General features: G+C 39.1%; 20 protein-coding genes. 15 read left to right on the top strand and 5 right to left on the bottom strand.

The features are described 5' to 3' along the window. Nucleotides 1–173: 173 nt before the first annotated feature. From AC3G7N_RS17845 to AC3G7N_RS17830, 4 genes are all read left to right on the top strand, one after another. Nucleotides 174–656 carry a PaaI family thioesterase gene (locus tag AC3G7N_RS17845; RefSeq protein ID WP_489423523.1) on the top strand — a complete coding sequence of 161 codons (483 nt, stop codon included), beginning with the start codon at nucleotides 174–176 and terminating at the stop codon, nucleotides 654–656. Nucleotides 657–809: 153 nt separating this feature from the next. Continuing rightward, entirely contained in the window at nucleotides 810–1,859 is a 1,050-nt protein-coding gene (desA, locus tag AC3G7N_RS17840) for a Delta(5) desaturase DesA (protein WP_489423522.1), read from the top strand. A gap of 241 nt (nucleotides 1,860–2,100) precedes the next feature. Then, a complete protein-coding gene (locus AC3G7N_RS17835) occupies nucleotides 2,101–3,237 on the top strand; it encodes a histidine kinase (protein ID WP_489423521.1) in 1,137 nt (378 codons plus the stop codon). Further along, complete coding sequence (locus AC3G7N_RS17830) at nucleotides 3,234–3,833, top strand: response regulator (RefSeq protein WP_489423520.1); 600 nt, start codon at nucleotides 3,234–3,236, stop codon at nucleotides 3,831–3,833. The genes AC3G7N_RS17835 and AC3G7N_RS17830 overlap by 4 nt, the downstream gene beginning before the upstream one ends. A gap of 93 nt (nucleotides 3,834–3,926) precedes the next feature. Here the strand turns inward: AC3G7N_RS17830 and AC3G7N_RS17825 are convergent, their stop codons facing one another. Beyond that, nucleotides 3,927–4,934: an LLM class flavin-dependent oxidoreductase gene (locus AC3G7N_RS17825; protein WP_489423519.1), complete on the bottom strand. Its 1,008-nt coding sequence runs from the start codon at nucleotides 4,932–4,934 to the stop codon at nucleotides 3,927–3,929. Nucleotides 4,935–5,153: 219 nt separating this feature from the next. On the opposite strand from AC3G7N_RS17825, the gene AC3G7N_RS17820 reads away from it, so the two are divergent. From AC3G7N_RS17820 to AC3G7N_RS17775, 10 genes are all read left to right on the top strand, one after another. Next, nucleotides 5,154–5,531, top strand: coding sequence for a c-type cytochrome (locus AC3G7N_RS17820; protein ID WP_489423518.1), 378 nt, complete (start codon nucleotides 5,154–5,156; stop codon nucleotides 5,529–5,531). A 236-nt stretch (nucleotides 5,532–5,767) separates the two neighbouring features. Next, on the top strand, nucleotides 5,768–6,427 hold the full coding sequence (gene wrbA / locus AC3G7N_RS17815) for an NAD(P)H:quinone oxidoreductase (RefSeq protein WP_489423517.1): 660 nt from the start codon (nucleotides 5,768–5,770) through the stop codon (nucleotides 6,425–6,427). 109 nt (nucleotides 6,428–6,536) lie between these two features. Beyond that, the gene (locus AC3G7N_RS17810; protein ID WP_489423516.1) at nucleotides 6,537–6,896 is read left to right on the top strand and encodes a nucleoside triphosphate pyrophosphohydrolase family protein; all 360 of its coding nucleotides are present in this window, start codon (nucleotides 6,537–6,539) and stop codon (nucleotides 6,894–6,896) included. Nucleotides 6,897–7,016: 120 nt separating this feature from the next. Then, complete coding sequence (gene gltB / locus AC3G7N_RS17805; protein WP_489423515.1) at nucleotides 7,017–11,579, top strand: glutamate synthase large subunit; 4,563 nt, start codon at nucleotides 7,017–7,019, stop codon at nucleotides 11,577–11,579. A 137-nt stretch (nucleotides 11,580–11,716) separates the two neighbouring features. Beyond that, nucleotides 11,717–13,204, top strand: coding sequence for a glutamate synthase subunit beta (locus AC3G7N_RS17800; RefSeq protein WP_489423514.1), 1,488 nt, complete (start codon nucleotides 11,717–11,719; stop codon nucleotides 13,202–13,204). A 90-nt stretch (nucleotides 13,205–13,294) separates the two neighbouring features. Continuing rightward, on the top strand, nucleotides 13,295–14,128 hold the full coding sequence (locus AC3G7N_RS17795) for a DUF4097 family beta strand repeat-containing protein (protein ID WP_489423513.1): 834 nt from the start codon (nucleotides 13,295–13,297) through the stop codon (nucleotides 14,126–14,128). Nucleotides 14,129–14,297: 169 nt separating this feature from the next. Beyond that, nucleotides 14,298–15,365 (top strand): dual-specificity RNA methyltransferase RlmN, encoded by a 1,068-nt coding sequence (rlmN, locus tag AC3G7N_RS17790; RefSeq protein ID WP_489423512.1) that lies wholly within the window; start codon nucleotides 14,298–14,300, stop codon nucleotides 15,363–15,365. A 133-nt stretch (nucleotides 15,366–15,498) separates the two neighbouring features. Further along, entirely contained in the window at nucleotides 15,499–15,780 is a 282-nt protein-coding gene (locus tag AC3G7N_RS17785) for a hypothetical protein (RefSeq protein WP_489423511.1), read from the top strand. 227 nt (nucleotides 15,781–16,007) lie between these two features. After that, nucleotides 16,008–16,418, top strand: coding sequence for a GlcG/HbpS family heme-binding protein (locus AC3G7N_RS17780; RefSeq protein WP_489423510.1), 411 nt, complete (start codon nucleotides 16,008–16,010; stop codon nucleotides 16,416–16,418). 173 nt (nucleotides 16,419–16,591) lie between these two features. Further along, complete coding sequence (locus tag AC3G7N_RS17775; RefSeq protein WP_489423509.1) at nucleotides 16,592–17,203, top strand: DUF421 domain-containing protein; 612 nt, start codon at nucleotides 16,592–16,594, stop codon at nucleotides 17,201–17,203. A gap of 29 nt (nucleotides 17,204–17,232) precedes the next feature. On the opposite strand, the gene AC3G7N_RS17770 is transcribed toward AC3G7N_RS17775, so the two are convergent. The 4 genes from AC3G7N_RS17770 to AC3G7N_RS17755 all read right to left on the bottom strand — a co-directional run bounded on the left by AC3G7N_RS17770 (nucleotide 17,233) and on the right by AC3G7N_RS17755 (nucleotide 18,933). Then, nucleotides 17,233–17,598 (bottom strand): VOC family protein, encoded by a 366-nt coding sequence (locus AC3G7N_RS17770; RefSeq protein ID WP_489423508.1) that lies wholly within the window; start codon nucleotides 17,596–17,598, stop codon nucleotides 17,233–17,235. Between the two features lie 68 nt (nucleotides 17,599–17,666). Continuing rightward, nucleotides 17,667–17,978, bottom strand: coding sequence for a DMT family transporter (locus AC3G7N_RS17765; RefSeq protein WP_489423507.1), 312 nt, complete (start codon nucleotides 17,976–17,978; stop codon nucleotides 17,667–17,669). Continuing rightward, nucleotides 17,978–18,295 (bottom strand): DMT family transporter, encoded by a 318-nt coding sequence (locus AC3G7N_RS17760; protein WP_489423506.1) that lies wholly within the window; start codon nucleotides 18,293–18,295, stop codon nucleotides 17,978–17,980. The genes AC3G7N_RS17765 and AC3G7N_RS17760 overlap by 1 nt, the downstream gene beginning before the upstream one ends. Before the next feature lie 53 nt (nucleotides 18,296–18,348). Further along, nucleotides 18,349–18,933: a TetR/AcrR family transcriptional regulator gene (locus tag AC3G7N_RS17755; RefSeq protein ID WP_489423505.1), complete on the bottom strand. Its 585-nt coding sequence runs from the start codon at nucleotides 18,931–18,933 to the stop codon at nucleotides 18,349–18,351. Between the two features lie 144 nt (nucleotides 18,934–19,077). Here AC3G7N_RS17755 and AC3G7N_RS17750 point away from each other — a divergent pair, with 144 nt between their 5' ends. Beyond that, nucleotides 19,078–21,117 (top strand): catalase, encoded by a 2,040-nt coding sequence (locus AC3G7N_RS17750; protein ID WP_489423504.1) that lies wholly within the window; start codon nucleotides 19,078–19,080, stop codon nucleotides 21,115–21,117. Nucleotides 21,118–21,242 lie beyond the last annotated feature (125 nt).

The raw sequence follows: 21,242 nt of genomic DNA, 5'->3' as shown, positions 1-21,242 counted from the left end.
CTATTTCACTATCTATTGTACATAAATGTTTTTATCTTATCTAAACATTTGCAGGATATGAAATTATTATTCCTGTGATTAAAAAGAATGTATACTAGAAAAAGACAAGTTAATCTAAAATGAACGTTTACAAGTGGATCGATTTCTACTTAACCTAAAGGGAGATGAAGTTAATGGCAGAAAAAATTGCACGTGCTATTCAGGATGAGTACCCAGATGGTTTTGCTTGGTGTTATGGGTGTGGAAGATTAAATGAAAATGGCCATCATTTTCGTACTGGTTGGCTAGGGGATAACACAGTTACGATCTATACACCTACATCTGAACATACCGCAATACCGGGATTTGTTTATGGAGGATTAATCGCTTCATTAATCGACTGTCATGGAACAGGATCGGCTTCACTTGCATTACATAGAGAGAATGGTCATGAGCTTGGTTCGGGTGTTGAGGTTCCTCGTTTTGTGACAGGAACTTTGCAGGTGGACTTTTTAAAGCCCACGCCACAAGGCGGTTCCCTAGAAGCAATCGGGACAATTGAAAAAATTCATCCAAAGAAATGGAAGGTATATACAGAAGTAAAAGCTGATGGTAAAATTTGTGCAAAAGGTGAAGTTATTGCGGTGGTAATGCCTGATACCTTTGCAGAAAGGTAGAATCAGGTAAGCACATATGACATTTGTCATGTATGCTACTTGACGTTTATGACTTTTTTGGGCAACCATTTTCTCCTATTATTGAAAATAAGAATAGAAAGTATATTTTTAATCAAATAATAGAAATAGAAATCCTTATCACAGGAGGACATTATGAATAAACAAAAGCAGACACAATTAAGAAAAAATGTCGCACCATTCGCAACATCAGATATGAAAGCAAGCATCCGACAATTAATTAATACAATTCTACCTTTTTTCCTACTTTGGTTTCTTGCCTATCAAAGTTTGTCTATATCGATTTGGCTAACTCTTGCATTAGCAGTCGTTGCATCAGGGTTTGTTATTCGGATCTTTATTATTTTCCACGACTGTACACATATGTCTTTTTTCAAAAATAAAAAAGCAAATAGAATTGTTGGTACAATAACAGGGATTATCACATTGTTCCCTTTTGAAAAATGGAAAAGAGAACATTCCATTCATCATGCGACAAGTAGTAACCTGGATAAGCGTGGAACTGGTGACGTATGGGTCATGACGGTTGAAGAATACAAAGCTGCATCTTTTTGGGGCAGGGTATCTTATCGTGTGTACCGTAATCCATTAGTTATGTTTGGACTCGGCCCGATTTATCTATATTTAATTTCAGGACGTTTTAATCGAAAAGATGCTAAACGAAAAGAACGTATCAATACGCATTTAATCAATGTTTCTATTGTTGCGTTGTATGGAATATTGATATGGACAATTGGATGGCAGGCGTTTCTACTCATCCAACTTCCAATATTATTTATTGCAGGATCTTTAGGCATTTGGTTATTTTACGTACAGCATCAGTTTGAGGATTCTTACTTTGAAAATGAAGATGAGTGGGATTACGTTAAGGCAGCTGTAGACGGAAGCTCTTATTATAAGTTGCCAAAAGTACTGCAGTGGATGACTGGTAGTATTGGATACCATCATGTTCACCACCTTAGTCCAAGAGTTCCTAATTACAATTTGGAAAAGGCACATGAATCGACACCACCATTGCATCAGGCAACCACTATTACGTTTGCTTCTAGTTTGAAGTCGATTCATTTCCGTTTATGGGACGAGACAAGTAAATCGTTTAAAAGCTTTAAAGAGGTCAAAGGTATTTTGAAAGAATCTTCAAATGTGGACTTAAAAACAAGAAGGTCAAGCTTTCAGGAAAAATAAATAGGTTTTGTCTGAAGCCCTTCAGCTAGTATTGAAGGGTTTTTCTGACAGCAAGAAAAGTATAAATTTTGGCGTTTATCTGTCTAGCTCTAGCGCCTAGCCACTCGAGACATAAGCAGTTCGCTTCCGTGCGGGCAAAGCACCCACACTGCACCGCTCTGCTTATGCTTGTCGTGTCTTTCAAGGCGCCCTGAGCTTTTCGTGTTATAAAATATAGAAAATGAGCGAAGGAGGGGTAGCTATGCAAAATTGGTATCATATAATTCCAAGAAATACCGGATTAAGCTCCTATGCTTGGATCATTTTTTGTATCCTCCCTTTCTATTTTATATTTCATTCATCATCAACTACTGAAATTATTATCGGTATTGCAATGATTTTATTGTTTTTTGCAACATATCGATTATCGTTTGTATCGAAAGGGTGGACCGTTTACTTATCGGTAAGTATCGAAATGACAATCAGCATAGTGATGACATTGTTTTTTGGGTATGTCTACTTTTCACTTTTCTTAGCATTCTATATTGGGAACATACAAAATAAAGCTGGGTTTATTACGTTATATGTGGTTCATTTAGTCACGACTATTGCAGCGGTAAGCATCGGTTTTGTTACTCAAAGTGAAGCGTTTTTAATGCAGATTCCATTTATTATCGTTAGTGTGATAGGTGTTATTCTACTGCCATTTAATATGTATAATCGTAATAAGCAAGAAAAATTAGAGGGACAATTAAAAGATGCAAATAAACGAATCTCTCAGTTAGTGGTTATGGAAGAGCGTCAGCGAATTGCACGTGACTTACATGATACATTAGGACAAAAACTTTCCCTCATCGGATTGAAAAGTGACTTAGCTGGGAAGTTAATAAGTTTAAACCCTGATTCTGCAAAATCGGAAGTTAATGATATTCATCAAACGGCCAGAACAGCATTAAAAGAGGTCCGCGAAATGGTTTCGGATATGAGAGGTGCAAAGCTTGAAGACGAAGTTATTCGTGTTCAGCAAATTTTAGATGCAGCGCAAATTGATTTTAACTTGGAGGGTGATCTGACGTTAAAAAACGTCCCTCTTTTGGTTGAAAATGTGCTGAGTATGAGCTTGAAAGAAGCTGTCACAAATGTTGTGAAACATAGCAAGGCAACGTCCTGTGAAATTGTGGTTAAACAATTTCCAAATGAATTGCTGATTACGGTTCGTGATAACGGAGTTGGAATTTCGAATGAAATCAATTCTCATCAAGGGAATGGACTTCAGGGGATGAGGGAGCGGTTGGAATTTGTAAATGGCCGATTGGATTTGGATTCATCTGAGGGAACAACACTTACCATACAAGTCCCGCATGTGATTAAACAAACAAAAGAGGAGGAGTTGTTGTGATTCGCATTGTAATTGCTGAAGACCAGCGGATGTTGCTTGGTGCTCTTGGATCTTTACTGGATTTAGAAGAAGATATGGAGGTAGTCGGAAAAGCAAGTAATGGAGAAGAAGTTTTAGCTCTTGTGAAGCAGCACCAACCTGACATTTGCATGATGGACATTGAGATGCCTCTAAAAAGCGGACTGGATGCTGCTGAAGAGTTGAAAGGTGACCCTTGTAAGGTTATTGTGTTAACCACGTTTGCTCGAACTGGCTACTTTGAACGTGCCCGTAAAGCAGAAGTGAGTGGCTATTTATTAAAAGATAGCCCGAGTGAAGATTTGGCGAACTCCATTCGTACTATTATGGATGGCCGGAAAATCTATGCACCTGAATTGGTTGATATGGCATATAGTACAGGAAGTCCTTTAACGGAACGGGAAGAACAAGTCATAAATTTAATTGCTAACGGTAAAAATACAAAGGAAATTGCGAGTCAGTTATTTATTACTACAGGTACCGTTCGAAATTATGTTTCAGTAATATTAGATAAGCTAGATGTGACAAATCGTATTGAAGCCATCTCTAGGTTCAAGGAAAAAGGGTGGTTTAAATGAGTGCAACGATACCAAAAAACGAAAACACAAAAGCCATGATTCACGTGAATCATGGCTTTTTACTAATCGACAATAATAACATTAAGTGCACTGCTACTTCATCATTTTCGCTATAATCTCGTAGGAGCGCAATCTTGCTTTTTGATCGAATATTTGTGAGTTTACAATGACTTCGTCTGCTTTTGTCTCTGCGATAAAGCTTGTTAACTTTTGTTTGACTGTTTCAGGACTTCCGATGATAGTTGAGCTTGAATGGAGTGTTTTTTCAACAGACGCTCGTTCCATGGCTGACCATACTTCTTCAATATTATCGATTGGAGGCTTTAATTTACTCGGTTCCCCTCTTCGTATACTTAAGAATTGCTGTTGTTGTGAGGTTGCTAACCATTCGGCTTCTTCATCTGTATCAGCTGCTACGATGTTGACTCCTAGCATCGCATAAGGTTCTTGAAGTGCACGCGATGGTTTAAAGTTATCCCGGTAAAGATTTAATGCTGGTATCATATAGTCAGGTGCAAAGTGACTTGCAAAGGAAAAAGGTAATCCCTTATGTGCTGAAAGCTGAGCGCTAAATCCGCTTGAACCGAGAAGCCAAAGTGGAACATCAAGACCTGCACCGGGGACAGCGCGAACTCTTGCTTCAGTGCTATCTTTAAAGTATTCCTGAAGTTCTTCTACTTGTGCTGGGAAATCATCTACTCGCGTGTTCAATGTGCGGCGGAGCGCATAAGCAGTTGCTTGATCACTACCAGGAGCACGTCCAAGACCAAGGTCAATTCGTCTCGGATATAACGTTTCGAGGGTGCCAAATTGCTCGGCGATCACAAGGGTTGCATGATTTGGTAGCATAATGCCGCCTGAACCAACACGAATCTCTTTTGTTGCACCAGCAATATGGCCAATAATGACAGAAGTAGCTGAACTAGCTATGCCAGGCATATTATGATGTTCGGCTAGCCAGAAGCGGTTGAATCCCCAGTTTTCTACATGCTGTGCAAGTTCAACACTATTTCTAAATGATTGTCTGGGATTACTTCCTTCCGCAATTGGGGCTAAATCCAAGACAGATATAGGTATATGGTTAAAATATTTTGAAGTCACACTAATCACTCCTCAAGAATTAAATTTCTTCTCTCAGGAAATAATACGTCGTATATATCTTATCGTCCACTTTTCCGCTTATGAGCTTCAATTTAAACAAATTAGTGACAAATTATGAATAGTTACATGTAAAAAACAAATACTAGGTTTTACCATTGTTTGTTTAAGGTAAGTACTAGTAAACGTATAGTTTAAATTAATAATTAAGGAGATGAAATAATGCTAAAGAATAAAAAGTTTTTGGTTTCCTTACTGTTTCTCGCATTGATTATGGTTATCTCTGCTTGTGGCGGAGGCGGCGGTGGAGAAGAAGGATCTGAATCAGGCGGTGACAATGGCGGTAATGGCGGCGGAGAAACAACCGCGCAAGGAGATGCAGCAAGTGGTGCTGAAGTATATCAAAGCAACTGTATGACTTGTCATGGACAAGAAGGCGCAGGTGGCAGTGGGCCAAGCCTACAAGCTTCAAGCGATTACGATGCAGTAATTCAGCAAGTGAAAAAAGGTGGAGGCGGCATGCCAGCGTTTGAAGGTCAGCTTTCTGAACAAGAAATTGCAGACGTTTCCGCATATATTGCTGAAAAGGTTGCTAAATAACGGTAAATAATAACATAGCAATGGTTAGTTAATAATCCAAGGAATCGAACATCGCAATTGGTGTTTATTTCTTGGATTTTTTTAGGGTTGTGCTAAAACGGAAAATAACTTACTTGACATTATTTAGTTATTTAATTATACTAACTTACGTAAAGTAATCCTTATAAATTATTTCTAATTAAGCATTAGAGTTGATAATAAATTGCTAATTGGAAATAAATAAAAGGAGTTTAAACATGGGTTTTTTCAATAAACTATTTAAAAATAAGAAGGAGACGGATAAAATGTCAAACGTTAAGTTAGCAGTAATCTATTATAGTTCAACTGGAACCAATTATCAGTTAGCAAAATGGGCTGAAGAAGGTGGTAAAGCTGAAGGTGCTGAGGTAAAAGTGTTGAAAGTCACTGAACTTGCTCCTGACGCTGCTATCGCATCTAACCCGGCATGGCAAGCACATGTTGACGCAACAAAAGACGTTCCAGAAGCAACATCAGACGATCTAGAATGGGCAGATGCCGTAATCTTTAGCATTCCAACTCGTTTTGGTAACTTACCGTCTCAAGTTAAACAGTTTCTAGATCTACAAGGTGGACTTTGGGCGAATGGTAAGACAGTAAATAAAGTTGTGAGTGGTATGACTTCTGCTCAAAATCCACACGGTGGTCAAGAAGCTACACTGTTAGCATTATATACCTCCATGTTCCACTGGGGTGCAATTGTGGCGTCCCCAGGATATTCTGATCCAGTATTATTCGGTGCTGGTGGAAATCCATACGGCACAAGTGTTACAGTTGGCCCAGATGGAGAAATGATTGAAGATGTAGAAGGTGCAGTAAAACACCAGGCAAAACGTACGATTGAAGTAGCAACAATGGTGAAAAACGGTAGTAATTAAAGTGGAATAAAACCAGATCAACGCAGAGATGCGAATGGTCTGGTTTTTTAATTTTCGAGGGATAATGTATAATTACATCTACCCGAAAATTTAATATAAGAGGTGCATAATGAATAAACTACAGGAATTCACCAAGGGATACCAGAAAGAACTAAACTTCCACATTAAAGACGAATCCTACGAACGAAAAAAAACGTCACTGTTGTCGAGTCATATGTTACTAACAACAGAAGTGGCTGAAGTCGCGGAATTATTACGTGAGCTGTTTGTTACCACAGAGCAGCTAATGGAAGAAGGAATGGAAGAAGAGGCAGCTTTTAAGCTAGCTCAAGAACAGATAACAGTTGAAATGGGAAAAGAAATTGCTGATTGCATTGCTTATCTTTGTAAATTAGGAAATTTCTTTGAACGGGACATGGAAAATGATTTTTATTCCAAAATGGATGAAGTGAAGAAGAGAAGGCGTTGATAGCGCTTTCTCTTTTTATTTTTGGCAAATAAACTTATCAGAATTTTATGTTAAAGATTATTTTATGATATACTATTAGTTACTAGAATTTTTTGATAAGTTGAAAAAGGGGTTGTTGTGATGACAAGAAACGGATTCCCTGAATTGCAGGGCTTGTATGATCCTGCCAATGAGCACGAGGCATGTGGAATTGGCATGATTGCGAATATAAATGGTGAAAAAACACATAACATCGTTCAAAATGCGATAAATATTTTATGTAACCTAGAACATAGAGGTGGGCAATCCGCGGATACAAGTACTGGTGATGGTGCTGGTATATTGACGCAGATTCCTCATCGCTTTTTTAAAAAGCAATGTGAAAAAGAGAATATTATTTTGCCAAGTGAAGGCGAATACGGAATTGGAATGGTCTTTCTTCCGGTAGAACATGAGACACGGATTAGAAGTAAGGATATCTTTGAACAAATAATACTGGAAGAAGGACAAACTTTTCTAGGTTGGCGTCCAGTGCCAATTAATGATTCCTTCATTGGAAAAGTAGCCGCTAAAAGTAAACCTGTTATACGGCAGTTATTCATTAAAAGGTCAGACGAGCTTGCCGATCAAATGGCTTTTGAACGCAAGCTTTATGTGATACGAAAACGGATTGAAAAGACAATGGCAACGTATCCTGAATTTGATGATGTCTATATAAGCAGTCTATCAACGAGAACGATTGTGTATAAAGGTATGTTGATTCCAGAACAGCTAGATTCATTTTACATTGACTTGAACCATCCAAATTTTCAATCTGCATTAGCACTTGTTCACTCACGTTTTAGCACGAACACATTTCCAAGCTGGAAGCGATCGCACCCGAATAGATACACGATTCATAATGGTGAATTTAATACGTTGCGTGGAAACGTCAACTGGATGCGTGCGCGCGAGCAGCTGTGTAAATCTGAGTATTTCCAGGAAGATGATCTTCAAAAAGTACTTCCTGTTATTGATGCTGAAGGCAGTGATTCTTCCATATTTGATAATTGCTTTGAATTCTTGCATCTTTCAGGAAGATCACTTGCGCATACTGCCATGATGATGATTCCTGAGCCTTGGGCAAATGATACGACCATTAAACGGGAAAAACGGGACTTTTATGATTATCATAGCTCACTAATGGAACCATGGGATGGGCCTGCTGCACTTGTCTTTACAGATGGCAATCAAATCGGAGCATGTTTGGACCGAAATGGACTAAGACCTGCACGGTACTATGTTACGAAAAGTGGCATGATTGTTATGGGTTCAGAAGTTGGCGCGCTTGATATTTTTGCAGATGATATAGCTTATAAAGATCGTCTGAAACCAGGTAAGATGCTACTGGTTGATTTGGAAAAAGGAGTTATTATCCCTGATGACGAAATTAAGCTGAAAATTGCTTCCGAGCAACCATATAAGGAATGGTTGTCAAATAAAATTGCTCTTGATGATATCCCGGAAGTTGCATATGAGAAGAGACATATTCACGGGGAAGATCTTTTAAAACAGCAACTGGCATTTGGCTATACAAAAGAGGAATTAAATAAAATTATCAAGCCACTTGTAATAGACGGAAAAGACCCAATTGGTTCGATGGGGTATGATTCTCCGCTTGCTGTACTATCAAAAAAGCCGCAGCTTCTTTATAACTATTTTAAACAGCTTTTTGCTCAGGTGACCAACCCTCCGATTGATGCTATTCGTGAAAAGATTATTACGATGGTAGAAACAACAATTGGTAGAGAGGGTAATCTAGTAGATCCTGCGCCTGAAAGCTGTAAACATATTCGTTTGCAAACTCCTATTTTAAAGAATAGTCAACTCGAAAAGCTTCGTGCGGAACAGGTAGATGGATTTCTTGTTTGTGAACTATCGATCCTTTTTGATGTTTCGACACACGGGTCAATCGAGCAGGAATTAGATGTGTTATTTGAAAAAGCTGACGCAGCGATTAAAGGTGGAGCAACACTACTTATTTTATCAGATAGAGGTGTAAACAAGGAGAACGCAGCCATTCCTGCGCTATTAGCCGTATCTGGATTGCATCATCATTTAATCAGGAAGCGAACTCGTACCACGGTTAGTATATTACTTGAGTCGGCTGAGCCAAGGGAGGTTCATCATTTTGCAACCCTACTCGGATATGGTGCAGAGGCAGTAAATCCGTATCTGGCATTTGATTCAATTGAAGATTTAGTTGAAAAAAATGAATTAGAAGATTATCAAGTGGATGAAGCGATTGAACGGTACATTCAATCAGTTACAGATGGCATTATAAAAATTTTATCCAAGATGGGGATTTCGACGATTCAGAGCTATCGTGGTGCACAAATCTTCGAAGCGGTAGGAATTCATCAAGACGTAATTGATAGGTACTTCACGAGAACCGCCTCACGTCTTGGTGGAATTGGATTGGATGTCATAGAAAAAGAAGCGCTTATGTTGCATAAAGATGGATTTGGTGAAGGGCGCGGCGGTGAGCAACGTTTGGATGCTGGGGATGAGTTCCAATTTCGAGAAAACGGCGAAGATCATCAATACAATCCAAGCACGATTCACATGCTTCAGCATGCTTGCCGGACGAATAGTTATGATTTGTTCAACAAATATACCCATCTACTAACAGATGACTCAAACAATTTACAGTCACTTCGAGGATTAATAGATTTTGAAAAACAGTTGCCAATTCCTATTGAAGAAGTAGAATCTGTGGAATCAATCTGTCAACGGTTTAAAACCGGTGCCATGTCGTATGGATCAATTAGTAGGGAGTCCCATGAAGCATTAGCAGTTGCTATGAATCGAATTGGTGGGAGAAGCAATACAGGAGAAGGCGGGGAGGATCCCGGACGATTTTCAGAAGATGATAACGGAGACTCCAGACGAAGTGCGATTAAACAGGTTGCATCTGGTCGATTTGGTGTTACAAGTCACTATCTTGTTAATGCAGATGAAATTCAAATCAAAATAGCTCAAGGTGCGAAGCCTGGGGAAGGTGGACATCTTCCAGGTAAAAAAGTGTATCCATGGATAGCAGAGGTAAGGGGATCGACACCTGGCGTTGAATTGATTTCGCCACCTCCACATCATGATATTTATTCGATTGAGGACTTGGCAGAATTGATTCACAATTTAAAAAACACAAACCCTAGAGCGCGAATTAGTGTCAAGCTAGTCTCGGCAGTAGGTGTTGGTACAATTGCCGCTGGTGTAGCAAAAGGACGTGCTGATCTGGTGTTAATTAGTGGGTATGATGGCGGGACCGGCGCTGCACCTCGTACAAGCTTAAAGCACACGGGTTTACCTTGGGAAATAGGTCTTGCTGAAACGCATCAGACATTGCTCTTAAATGGTTTGCGAGACCGAATTGTAGTTGAGACCGACGGGAAGATGATGACTGGCCGCGACGTCGTAATGGCCGCCTTACTTGGGGCAGAAGAATATGGATTTTCAACTGCGCCACTTGTTGTATTAGGCTGTGTCATGATGCGCGTATGTCATTTGGATACATGTCCAGTTGGGATTGCAACACAAAACCCAGAGCTACGAAAAAAGTTCACTGGAGATCCAGAGCACGTGGTGAACTTCATGCAATTTATTGCAAGGCAAACACGTGAACTAATGGCTGAGCTTGGATTCAGAACAATAAATGAAATGATTGGTCGCACAGATGTTTTGAAGGCAAACAAAGCCATTGATCATTGGAAGGCTAAAGGAGTTGATTTATCAGCTTTACTCTATCAACCAAACTTACCAGCGAAAGTTGGCCGTTATGCAAAAGTTAAACAGGATCATGGCATCGAAGATTCACTAGATTACCAGGAGCTAATTCCGAATTGTAGACGGGCGTTAGATTTTCAGGAGCCAGTTGAATTCACCACGGCTATACGCAATATTAACCGGGTTACAGGAGCTTTACTTGGTCATGAAGTTACGCGTCGTTACGGAGAGGAAGGCTTACCTGAAAACACAATAAAACTAACCTTAAAGGGATCTGCAGGACAAAGCTTTGGTGCATTTATTCCCCGGGGAATAATACTTAGACTTGTTGGAGACTCCAATGATTTCGTCGGAAAAGGATTATCAGGTGGAAAAATAATCGTTCATCCTGATCCTGTTATCACGTTTCAACCAGAGAAAAATATTATTATCGGTAATGTCGCATTTTACGGAGCATCATCCGGTGAAGCGTATATACGAGGTATTGCTGGAGAACGTTTTGCTGTTCGAAACAGTGGAGCAGACATTGTAGTTGAAGGTGTTGGAGACCATGCATGTGAATATATGACTGGTGGCACAGTTGTAATACTCGGCTCTACTGGTCGAAACTTTGCTGCTGGGATGTCTGGTGGCGTTGCATATATTTTTGATGAAGATCAAACATTTCATACAAAAGTAAACGACGATTTGGTACACGTTCATTCGTTAATAAAACAAGAGGAACTAGAAAAACTACGGGAAATGATCGTGCAACATGTTCGCTATACGAATAGTGGCCATGCAGAGCGGATTCTAGCGTATTGGGAAACATATTCCAAAAAATTTGTTCAAATTATTCCAAAGTCATACGTCAAAATTCAAGATCGTATCCAGGCATTGAAAAATGACGGTTTAACAAAATTTGATGCAGAAATGAAAGCCTTTGAAGAAAGTAAATAAGAAAAAACAGGGCGCCCGGCAGGAAAGAGGTTGTAGATTACGTGGTCTTCATTCTCAAATTTATGGTTATTAGCGATGGCGGATAGTAACAATGAAAAACAATGCCAAATTAGGGATTAAGGTAGAGGAGGAGTTTAATGGAGAAGTTAACAGGCTTTATGGAGTATGAACGCCAAGCACAACGTGAACGCGATCCGATACAGCGAATAAAAGACTGGATAGATTATACAAATCCAATGACAGATAATGAGATCAGAACCCAAGGGGCAAGATGTATGGATTGCGGTGTACCAACATGTCACTCAGGGAATGAAATAAATGGGGTAACATCTGGATGTCCAGTGAATCATTTAATCCCTGAATGGAACACACTTGTTTATGAGGGGAAGTGGAGAGAAGCATTGGATCTGGAACATGAGAAAAACAATTTCCCTGAATTCACTGGAATTGCTTGTCCGGCACCATGTGAAGGGGCATGTGTTTTAGGAATAAATGAACAGCCCGTTGCTATTAAGACCATTGAACGTTCCATTATTGAAAAGGGCTTTGATGAGGATTGGGTTGTTCCAGAGGTTCCAGAACAACGTACCGGTAAAAAGGTGGCGGTTGTTGGTTCTGGACCTGCCGGACTTGCGGCTGCTGCACAGTTGAACAAAGCGGGTCATCTGGTAACTGTTTTTGAGCGTGATGATCACGTTGGTGGTTTGCTGACCTATGGAATTCCAGAAATGAAGCTCTCCTATTCTATTGTCGAGCGACGCGTCGCGATTCTAGAAGCAGAAGGAATCACGTTTCTAACGAATACGGAGGTTGGGGTAGATTTTCCTGTTAACCAATTAGAAGAGGAGTTTGACGCAACTATATTATGTGGTGGTGCTGCTGTTCATCGGGACATCCAAGTGGAAGGTAACGAGTTAAAAGGTGTTCACCATGCCATGGATTTTTTGCATGCAAATACGAAGAGCTTGCTACATTCAAATCATGAGGATGGAAACTATCTTTCTGCAGAAGGAAAAGACGTGATCGTAATTGGCGGTGGTGATACAGGAACAGATTGTCTTGCAACAGCTGTAAGACATAACTGTAAAACCCTTACACAGTTTGATATTTATGATAAAAAGGGTGACGAGCGAGATGAGCATGGTAATCCATGGCCACAGTATCCGATCATTCATCGTGTAGAATATGGTCATAAGGAAGCGGCTAGTAAATTTGGCGATGACCCACGTGCATACGCCGTAATGACCAAGAAAATGGTTGGGGATGCAAATGGACACGTGAAGGAAGTCCATACGATTGATGTCGAACTTGTTTTTGACGAAGACGGAAACCGTGACCGTATGGAAATCCCTGGGACAGAGAAAGTATGGTCAGCAGATCTTGTTCTCATAGCTATTGGCTTTCAAGGTCCAGAACAAGATCTTTTGAAGCAACTAGAAATTGAAACCACAGATAAATCTACAGTTAACGCAGCGTATGGAAAATATACAACAAACCGAGAGGCTATTTTTGCAGCAGGAGATATGCGACGTGGTCAAAGCTTGATTGTTTGGGCGATTAATGAAGGGCGAGAAGCGGCTAGAGAATGTGATCGTTATCTGATGGGTAGTACAGTGTTGCCATAAAAAGTAATTTCAGTCTGCAGACGGAGTAAATTTCTCCGAAGAGCTGTTAGAATAGTAAGAAGAATTCTGAGACAGGAGTTGTGCTAAACTATGGCAGCGTTTGGATTAAAAAAGAATAAGGTTGATATCCACCAGCAAGAAACGGTAAATGCGGAGCAAATTGATACCATAAGCATCTCAACATCTTCTGCTGATATAGAGGTATTACCTGCAGTGGGGGATGAGATAGGTATTTTTTTAGATGGTGAAATGAGTGAAAACTTAGCGGAAAAGTATGAATTTAAAATTTTACAGAAAGCGAATAGGTTAGATATAAGTTTTAAAACGAATAATCAATCTGTTGGTTTTCAATTTGGTGTAAGTTATAGCGATGTTAGGTTGAAGGCCACATTACCAGAAAAGAATTATGAAGACATTCAAGTCGGGTCATCGTCTGGAGATATTATACTAAATAAATTAGAGTCAAAATCATTAACTAGTACATCCTCATCTGGTAGCCAAACCATTTCAGGATTAAAAGTAGAACATCGTCTTTTTGTAAAAGCATCAAGTGGTACTATTATCGCAAACGAGAACGATGTTGGAAAGGCATTATTACACGCTAGTAGTGGAGGAATCAAACTAAGAGGATTTATTTGCAAGAATGTAAAATTGGAGACATCGTCAGGGGACATCGTCTATCATAACGACACAGTAAGCGGGTACTTAGATTGCAAGGCATCAAGTGGCGATGTGGACATACAAATTGATCAACTACCTGAATCGCTAAGCTTAGCTTGTGGAGCTAACTCAGGTGATGTCACTGTACGGATTGACGGATTAGAATGTAAGGAGAAAACCGATCATCGCGTAGTTGCTTCTCGAGGAACTGGTGAAAATAGTATCAACGCTAGAACAAGTTCAGGCGATATAACGGTAATTTAATGACGTACAGATCAAAGGCTGGAGCCAATATCGGTTCTGGCTTTTTAATTGCAAATAAAATCACAGGCTGTAACAACTAATAATTTCCACTACAAACCATTTGCTTCACATCTATATTTTCAGTAATATGGTAAGGTATAGGAATGCATCGTGGAAAAGAGGGTACACAATGAATAAAACATCTATTTATGGACTTACCTTTAATCAATTAACAGAATGGTTGGAGGACCATGGACAAAAGAAATTCCGGGCGCAACAGGTTTGGAACTGGTTATATAAAAAACGTGTAACAGAATTCAATCAAATGAATAACGTGAACAAAGATTGCATCGCATTGCTTGAGGAACATTTTGTTTTATACACATTAGAGGAGACAGTTAAACAGGAGTCAAAGGATGGCACAATTAAATTTCTATTTAAATTAGAAGATGGAAATTTAATTGAGACCGTTTTGATGCGTTTTAACTATGGTTTGTCCGTTTGTGTGACAACCCAAGTAGGCTGTAATATTGGTTGTACGTTTTGCGCAAGTGGACTACTGAAGAAAAGCCGAGATCTTTCTGCTGGAGAGATTGTCGAGCAAATCATGAACGTGCAGAAGCACCTTGATGAGCAGGAAAATGATGAGCGTGTTAGTCATATCGTTGTTATGGGAATTGGTGAACCATTTGATAACTTCACGAATATGATTGATTTTGTGCGTGTAGTTAATGATGACAAGGGACTTTGCATTGGGGCAAGACACATTACGATTTCAACTAGTGGACTTGCACATAAAATATATGAATTCGCAGATACAGGCATACAAGTGAACTTAGCGATATCCTTACATGCTCCAAACGACGAGCTTAGAACACGGATTATGAAAATAAATAAGGCATTTCCAATAGAAAAGCTAATGAAATCAGTCGATTACTACTTAGAAAAAACGAATCGACGCATTACGTATGAGTATATTATGTTAAAGGATGTAAACGATCATAAGAAAGAAGCGGTTCAGCTTGCGAAATTACTTGCTGACAAGCGCCATTTGACCTATGTGAATCTAATTCCCTATAATCCGGTTGATGAACATAACCAATACGAGCGTAGTGACTCTGAAACAATTCAGGCATTTTTTGAAACGTTAAAACAGTATGGAATTAATTGTGGAGTAAGATGGGAAAATGGTGCGGACATTGATGCAGCATGTGGCCAGTTACGAAGCAAGCAAATTAAGAAAAAAGAAATAGTGTAAAAAGTGAGCGCGTCTGAATTGATCAGGCGCGTTTTTCTAATGGTTTAAATTAATGTACATAATTTAACTAAACAGGTAAACGATATATAGAGAGTGTTTATAGCTCAATAACTTATTGGAGGTTTTATTTACTATGGCACAACAAAACGCACAGCAACAAATTCAGCAAGCAGCTCAACAAGCACAGCAGGCTCAGCAAGCAGTGCAACAGGCACAAGCTAGTGCTGATCCACAACAGTTACAACAGGCACAACAACAGTTGCAACAAGCAGAACAATCACTGCAGAACTGCCAGGCTCAAGCAGGACCTACTGCACAACAAGACCCACAGTTCCAACAAGCACAACAACAAGTACAGCAAGCTCGTCAGCAAGCTGATCAAGCACAACAAACGCAACAAAACAAACCGCAATAAGTTAAGTGAACTAGGATGAGGGAGTCGTTAATTCGGCTCCCTTTTTGTATGGATGATAGTATTGGAGTTGTTCACATCCGGTCATAATGGTTGCAGATAGTCAGATTAGATCAATGTTTCTAATCTAGTTAAATGGGAATTGTACTATTAAGTGTCTTTTTTATAAGCAGTAGAAAAAATTCAGTATGATGATTTTAATTCATTTAAAAAAGAAAGGTCGGATAAGATTGAGTAAAATGACGTTGGATTTAGCAAAAAAATTAATTGATGGGGCAGAAAAAGAAGCGAAGAAAATAGATGTTCAGATGGTTATATCTATTTTCGATGAGGGTGCTAACCTTATTGCAGTGCACCGCATGGACGATGCATGGCTTGCGAGCATTGACATTGCACAAAATAAGGCATGGACGGCTGTCGCCTTAAAAATGCCAACAAGCAGTCTAGAAGAGGCTACAGTACCTAAAGCAGAGCTTTATGGATTAAACACGACAAACCAAGGAAAAATTGTTGTCTTTGGCGGTGGTATCCCATTAATGCAAGATGGAAAAGTAGTAGGCGCTGTAGGGGTCAGTGGTGGTTCTGTGGCACAGGATACCCAGGTGGCAGAGGCTGCAGTTAATGTATTTGACGGCGAATAAATAAATGAATGAATGCTAACTAAAAATCGGGGGGTGCCTGGCATCGCCTGATTTTTTTATCCCTTCAGTTAGCAATACATATATTTTATTTAGTCATGGTGCGATTATCCCTATCGAATAATTTCCTAAATCAAAGCCAAACTAATAAAAAAGGTGAAAGGGGCTTGATTTTCATGGATTGGGACTTAATTTGGAAAGCGATTCTTATTGTAGTGGCAGGTACATTTTTGTTACGAATGGCAGGTAGGAAATCCATTTCGCAAATGACACTTACTGAAACAGTGATTATGATATCTATCGGTTCATTGCTCATCCAGCCTGTTGCTGATAAGAACATTTGGGTAACGTTTGTTATTGGTGCTATTCTTGTTTTAACGCTTATCATTATGGAATTTGTGCAAGTAAAAGGTGATTTGTTTGAAAAACTCATTACTGGTAAATCAAAGGTTCTAATTGAGAACGGGAGCTTGAATGAGAAAAATCTAAAGAAAGTAAGATTAACAGTAGATCAGCTTGAAATGAATCTGAGGCAGAAAAGCGTCAGTAAATTAAGTGATGTAAAATGGGCAACGTTAGAGCCAAATGGCCAGGTGGGCTTTATATTAAAAGAAGAAGCACAGCCTGTAACGAAAAAAGAGTTTCAGCAACTGCTCACTCAGATACAACAAACGATGCAAAACCTTGTTCCTACAGAAAGTAACCAAGAAAAAAGTACACAACAAGATATTTTTTCAGAAATTGACAAAGAAGATCATAGCGAAACTCCACCAGAACGGTTATTGTAATTTAACAGATATAACATTGCTATCCTCTTTTAATCCGTAATGATTTCACTCATCAATGCATGAGTATTATCTTCAGAGTCCTTGAAAAATACCATCCAGGTTTCCGTGTTTTCCATCTTTGTGATTCTATGTGGCTCATCGATAAACGGGATTCCTTTTTCGGTGAGGTCCTCATAAGATTCCTGGATATCATCAACTTGGAAATAAATAACAGAACTAGCATGAGCAAATTCTTTTTTTTCGGGAAGACTTAACATAAGCCTTATCCCGTTGCAGTTGAAAAATGCCATGCTGTCCGTGTTAAATAAAAGGGGGAGGCTTAGTAAATCCTTATAAAAGTGGACAGCACGATCTATATCTATTACCGGTACGCCAATTTGTGCGACTTTTTTCATGGTAATCTCTCCTTAAGTTTTCATCTTCCTAAATCTATTCTTCATCAAATCACAAAACTCCTGCAAAATTAGTTTAGTTTGAGTCCAACAATACCTATTACAATAAGCACGAGGCAAGTTAATTGGGCTAAGTTAACCTTTTCTTTAAACAAAAAATAACTAACTAGTGTTATCCCCACACTTCCCATTCCGGTCCATATGGCATATGCAACGCCTGGCGTAATAGTTTTCATGGCAACTGCCATACAAGCGAAGGACAGACCATATCCCAGTGCAATAATAAACATCGGCCACTTTTTTTTATAGTCCTGCACATATTTTAACAGACTTACAGAAATAACTTCCTCAATACCAGCTATCATTAAAAAGATCCAAGCCATTAGTCGTCACCCTCTTTTGTCGTAAATTTCATCCCTAGAACTCCAATCACCAGAATAAAAAAGAAAAATAACTGTTTGATAGAAAAAGGTTCGCCGGTTAGAATACCAACCAGATAAATTCCTATTGTTCCAATACCTACAAACACGGTATAAGCTACAGCAACTGATATGGTACGGAATGTTAACGTTAATAATCCAAAACTAATCACTATTAGAACAGCAATTACCAGCCATTCTTGTACGGAATCTGCATATTTTAGATAAGATGCCCAAAATACTTCTAATACACCAGCAATTAAAAGAAAAATCCATGCCATTACGATCACCTCATATATTAATGAATGACTGTCATTCATTTTGTGGATAAAAATTAAATTAATGCCCGTTTAACGAAATTAAAAAGTTCCTCTTTAAGGTGTTCAACACTTTCCATACCAGTAGTGCTATTAAACAAATACGTACGTTCAGCAGTTTGTTCAATCATATTGATAATTACCTGCACATTAAATTGAATCTTGGTGTCCTGTGCAATTTCATTTCTTTCTTGTGCAAGCTTCAGGTGCTTTTCCATCCAGTTGTAGTAGGGCGTATACATTTCTTCCCACTTTTCAAAGGAATGACCATACGCAAGCCCTGAGTAACATAATACGATAACTTCTTTATACTTTTCCGTGATGTCAAATGTTACATCGATGATTGTTTCCAACGTTTGATCAAACGACATAGAGTCTGTCACATACTTGACAACCATATCGTATGTTTTGGAAAGCAATTCTTCAGCGATTGCCGGAACAAGGTCATTCTTAGATTTAAAATATAAATAAAATGTGCCTTGTGCAACATTAGCCTGCTTCACGATATCTGAAATGGCTGTGTTTTCAAAGCCTTTTTCTTCGATAACTTCAAATGCTGCTTCCAGTATTGCATCGTATTTTTCCTGCTTTTTCACACGCATAATTACACCGCTTTCTAAAAATGAATATAAGTCATTTTAGCACTTTTCTTCAATAAAAGTCAAGAGGTCGAAGTGTTTGTTTGCTTCATAATCAGGGAAGGGAAAACTATACAATATTAATTATCAAAAGGAGGAACTTTCAAAATGAATGATAAGCATAATAATACGAAAAATGAACAACTAGAGCAGTTTCGTACGGATGATAATGGTAAAAAGATGACAACCAATCAAGGGCTAAAGGTATCAGAAGATGAGTTTTCTCTAAAAGCAGGTGAACGTGGCCCAACATTAATGGAGGATTTCCATTTTCGTGAAAAAATGACCCATTTTGACCATGAGCGGATTCCAGAACGAATTGTTCATGCAAGGGGATATGGAGCCCATGGTGAATTTGAACTTTATGAATCAATGAAAGAATATACAAAGGCAGGATTTTTGCAGGATCCAACAGAGAAAACCGCAGTATTTGTGCGTTTTTCAACGGTTGCTGGTTCACGGGGATCTGGTGAGCTTGCACGTGATGCACGTGGGTTCGCGACAAAATTTTATACAGATGAAGGCAACTATGATCTAGTTGGAAACAATATTCCAGTATTTTTCATCCAGGATGCAATGAAGTTCCCTGACTTGGTGCACGCACTTAAGCCTGAACCACATAATGAGATCCCTCAGGCTGCATCAGCCCATGAAACGTTTTGGGATTTTGTGGCGAATAATCAAGAAGCAGCACATATGGTTATGTGGGCAATGTCAGACCGAGCAATTCCAAGGAGTTTTCGCATGATGGAAGGTTTCGGCGTTCATACTTTTCGATTTGTGAATGACGAAGGAAAGGCCCATTTTGTAAAATTCCATTGGAAACCAATACTTGGAACACATTCCGTAGTATGGGATGAAGCACAAAAAATTAATGGTAAGAATCCTGACTTCCATCGAGCAGATATGTTTGAGGCGATTGAAAATGGAGATTATCCAGAATATGAATTAGGTGTTCAAATTATTGGTGAATCAGATGAATTCAAGTTTGACTTTGATATATTAGATCCAACAAAACTTTGGCCAGAAGAGGATGTGCCAGTGAAAATCATTGGAAAAATGACATTGAATCGTAATGTCGATAATGTGTTTGCAGAAACGGAACAGGTTGCATTCCATCCTGGACATGTTGTACCTGGAATTGATTTTTCAAATGATCCATTATTACAAGGTCGTTTATTTTCTTATACAGATACACAGTTAAGCCGCTTAGGAGGCCCAAATTTCCACGAACTTCCGGTCAATCGACCTGTATGTCCATTTCATAATAATCAACGGGATGGCATAGGAAGGCAAACGATTAACAAAGGTCAAGTAAGTTACCACAATAATTCATTAGCTAAAAATACTCCTGCAACTTCAAGTGAGGAAGAGGGCGGTTATATTCATTATCAGGAAAAAGTGGATGGACGTAAGGTTCGTGCCCGCAGTGAAAGTTTTAAGGATCATTTCACGCAAGCAACATTGTTTTGGAACAGTATGAGTAAACCAGAGAAAGAACATATCAAGGAAGCCTTTAGCTTTGAACTCGGGAAGGTAGAGAGTGAATCCGTGCAACGACAAGTGGTTGATATGTTTGCCCATGTAAATAAGGAGTTAGCTGAAACAGTTGCTGAAGCAATTGGTATTGCACCTCCTCAACATGGAGGATCAGACGTTACCAAAACTTCACCTGCCTTAAGTCAGGAAAATACCAATAAAAAAGCAAAAACACGTAAAGTTGCCGTTTTGCTTGATGATGGATTTAATGGTAGTGAGGTATTAAAAGTGTTGAATGTCCTTAAGGTAGACGGGGTAGAACCTGAGGTCGTAAGTGAAAAACTCGGAAAAGTGACAGGTAATGATGGAACAGTATTAAAAGCGGATCATACATTTTTGACAGGTGAATCGGTATTATTTGATGCCATTTATGTAGTTGGTGGTAAAGATGTAAGTGGAAAATTCCACCGAGAAACAGCTTACTTTATTAACGAGGCGTTTTCCCACTTTAAACCGATTGGTGGCACACAAGAAGGGAAGAAATGGTTGGAATCAAGTGGCAAAGCAGATAATGTTGGCGTGATTGTCAATGATGATATGGATGAATTTGCCTCAGACTTTGTTAAAGCGATTGCGGCACATCGTTATTGGGACCGTCAAATTTTATAGAAATTAGATGGAGGGGGAGCGAAATCCCTCTCCAATTTTTTCGTGAGCAAAGATATAAAATTTTGGCGAAAATCTGTCTAGCTCCAGCGCCTAGACACTCGAGACATAAGCAGTTCGCTTCCGTG

This window comes from Virgibacillus carmonensis (assembly GCF_057836705.1).
The sequence above is the reverse complement of the archived record's forward strand: the minus strand, read 5'-3'. Positions and strand labels throughout refer to the sequence as shown.

Excerpts from the sequence above, each read along its gene's own strand:
- AC3G7N_RS17845 (WP_489423523.1), top strand. The coding sequence starts at position 174 with ATGGCAGAAAAAATTGCACGTGCTATTCAGGATGAGTACCCAGATGGT.
- desA (WP_489423522.1), top strand. The coding sequence starts at position 810 with ATGAATAAACAAAAGCAGACACAATTAAGAAAAAATGTCGCACCATTC.
- AC3G7N_RS17835 (WP_489423521.1), top strand. The coding sequence starts at position 2,101 with ATGCAAAATTGGTATCATATAATTCCAAGAAATACCGGATTAAGCTCC.
- AC3G7N_RS17820 (WP_489423518.1), top strand. The coding sequence starts at position 5,154 with ATGCTAAAGAATAAAAAGTTTTTGGTTTCCTTACTGTTTCTCGCATTG.
- wrbA (WP_489423517.1), top strand. The coding sequence starts at position 5,768 with ATGGGTTTTTTCAATAAACTATTTAAAAATAAGAAGGAGACGGATAAA.
- AC3G7N_RS17810 (WP_489423516.1), top strand. The coding sequence starts at position 6,537 with ATGAATAAACTACAGGAATTCACCAAGGGATACCAGAAAGAACTAAAC.
- gltB (WP_489423515.1), top strand. The coding sequence starts at position 7,017 with ATGACAAGAAACGGATTCCCTGAATTGCAGGGCTTGTATGATCCTGCC.
- AC3G7N_RS17800 (WP_489423514.1), top strand. The coding sequence starts at position 11,717 with ATGGAGAAGTTAACAGGCTTTATGGAGTATGAACGCCAAGCACAACGT.
- AC3G7N_RS17795 (WP_489423513.1), top strand. The coding sequence starts at position 13,295 with ATGGCAGCGTTTGGATTAAAAAAGAATAAGGTTGATATCCACCAGCAA.
- rlmN (WP_489423512.1), top strand. The coding sequence starts at position 14,298 with ATGAATAAAACATCTATTTATGGACTTACCTTTAATCAATTAACAGAA.
- AC3G7N_RS17785 (WP_489423511.1), top strand. The coding sequence starts at position 15,499 with ATGGCACAACAAAACGCACAGCAACAAATTCAGCAAGCAGCTCAACAA.
- AC3G7N_RS17775 (WP_489423509.1), top strand. The coding sequence starts at position 16,592 with ATGGATTGGGACTTAATTTGGAAAGCGATTCTTATTGTAGTGGCAGGT.
- AC3G7N_RS17770 (WP_489423508.1), bottom strand. The coding sequence starts at position 17,598 with ATGAAAAAAGTCGCACAAATTGGCGTACCGGTAATAGATATAGATCGT.
- AC3G7N_RS17765 (WP_489423507.1), bottom strand. The coding sequence starts at position 17,978 with ATGGCTTGGATCTTTTTAATGATAGCTGGTATTGAGGAAGTTATTTCT.
- AC3G7N_RS17760 (WP_489423506.1), bottom strand. The coding sequence starts at position 18,295 with ATGGCATGGATTTTTCTTTTAATTGCTGGTGTATTAGAAGTATTTTGG.
- AC3G7N_RS17755 (WP_489423505.1), bottom strand. The coding sequence starts at position 18,933 with ATGCGTGTGAAAAAGCAGGAAAAATACGATGCAATACTGGAAGCAGCA.
- AC3G7N_RS17750 (WP_489423504.1), top strand. The coding sequence starts at position 19,078 with ATGAATGATAAGCATAATAATACGAAAAATGAACAACTAGAGCAGTTT.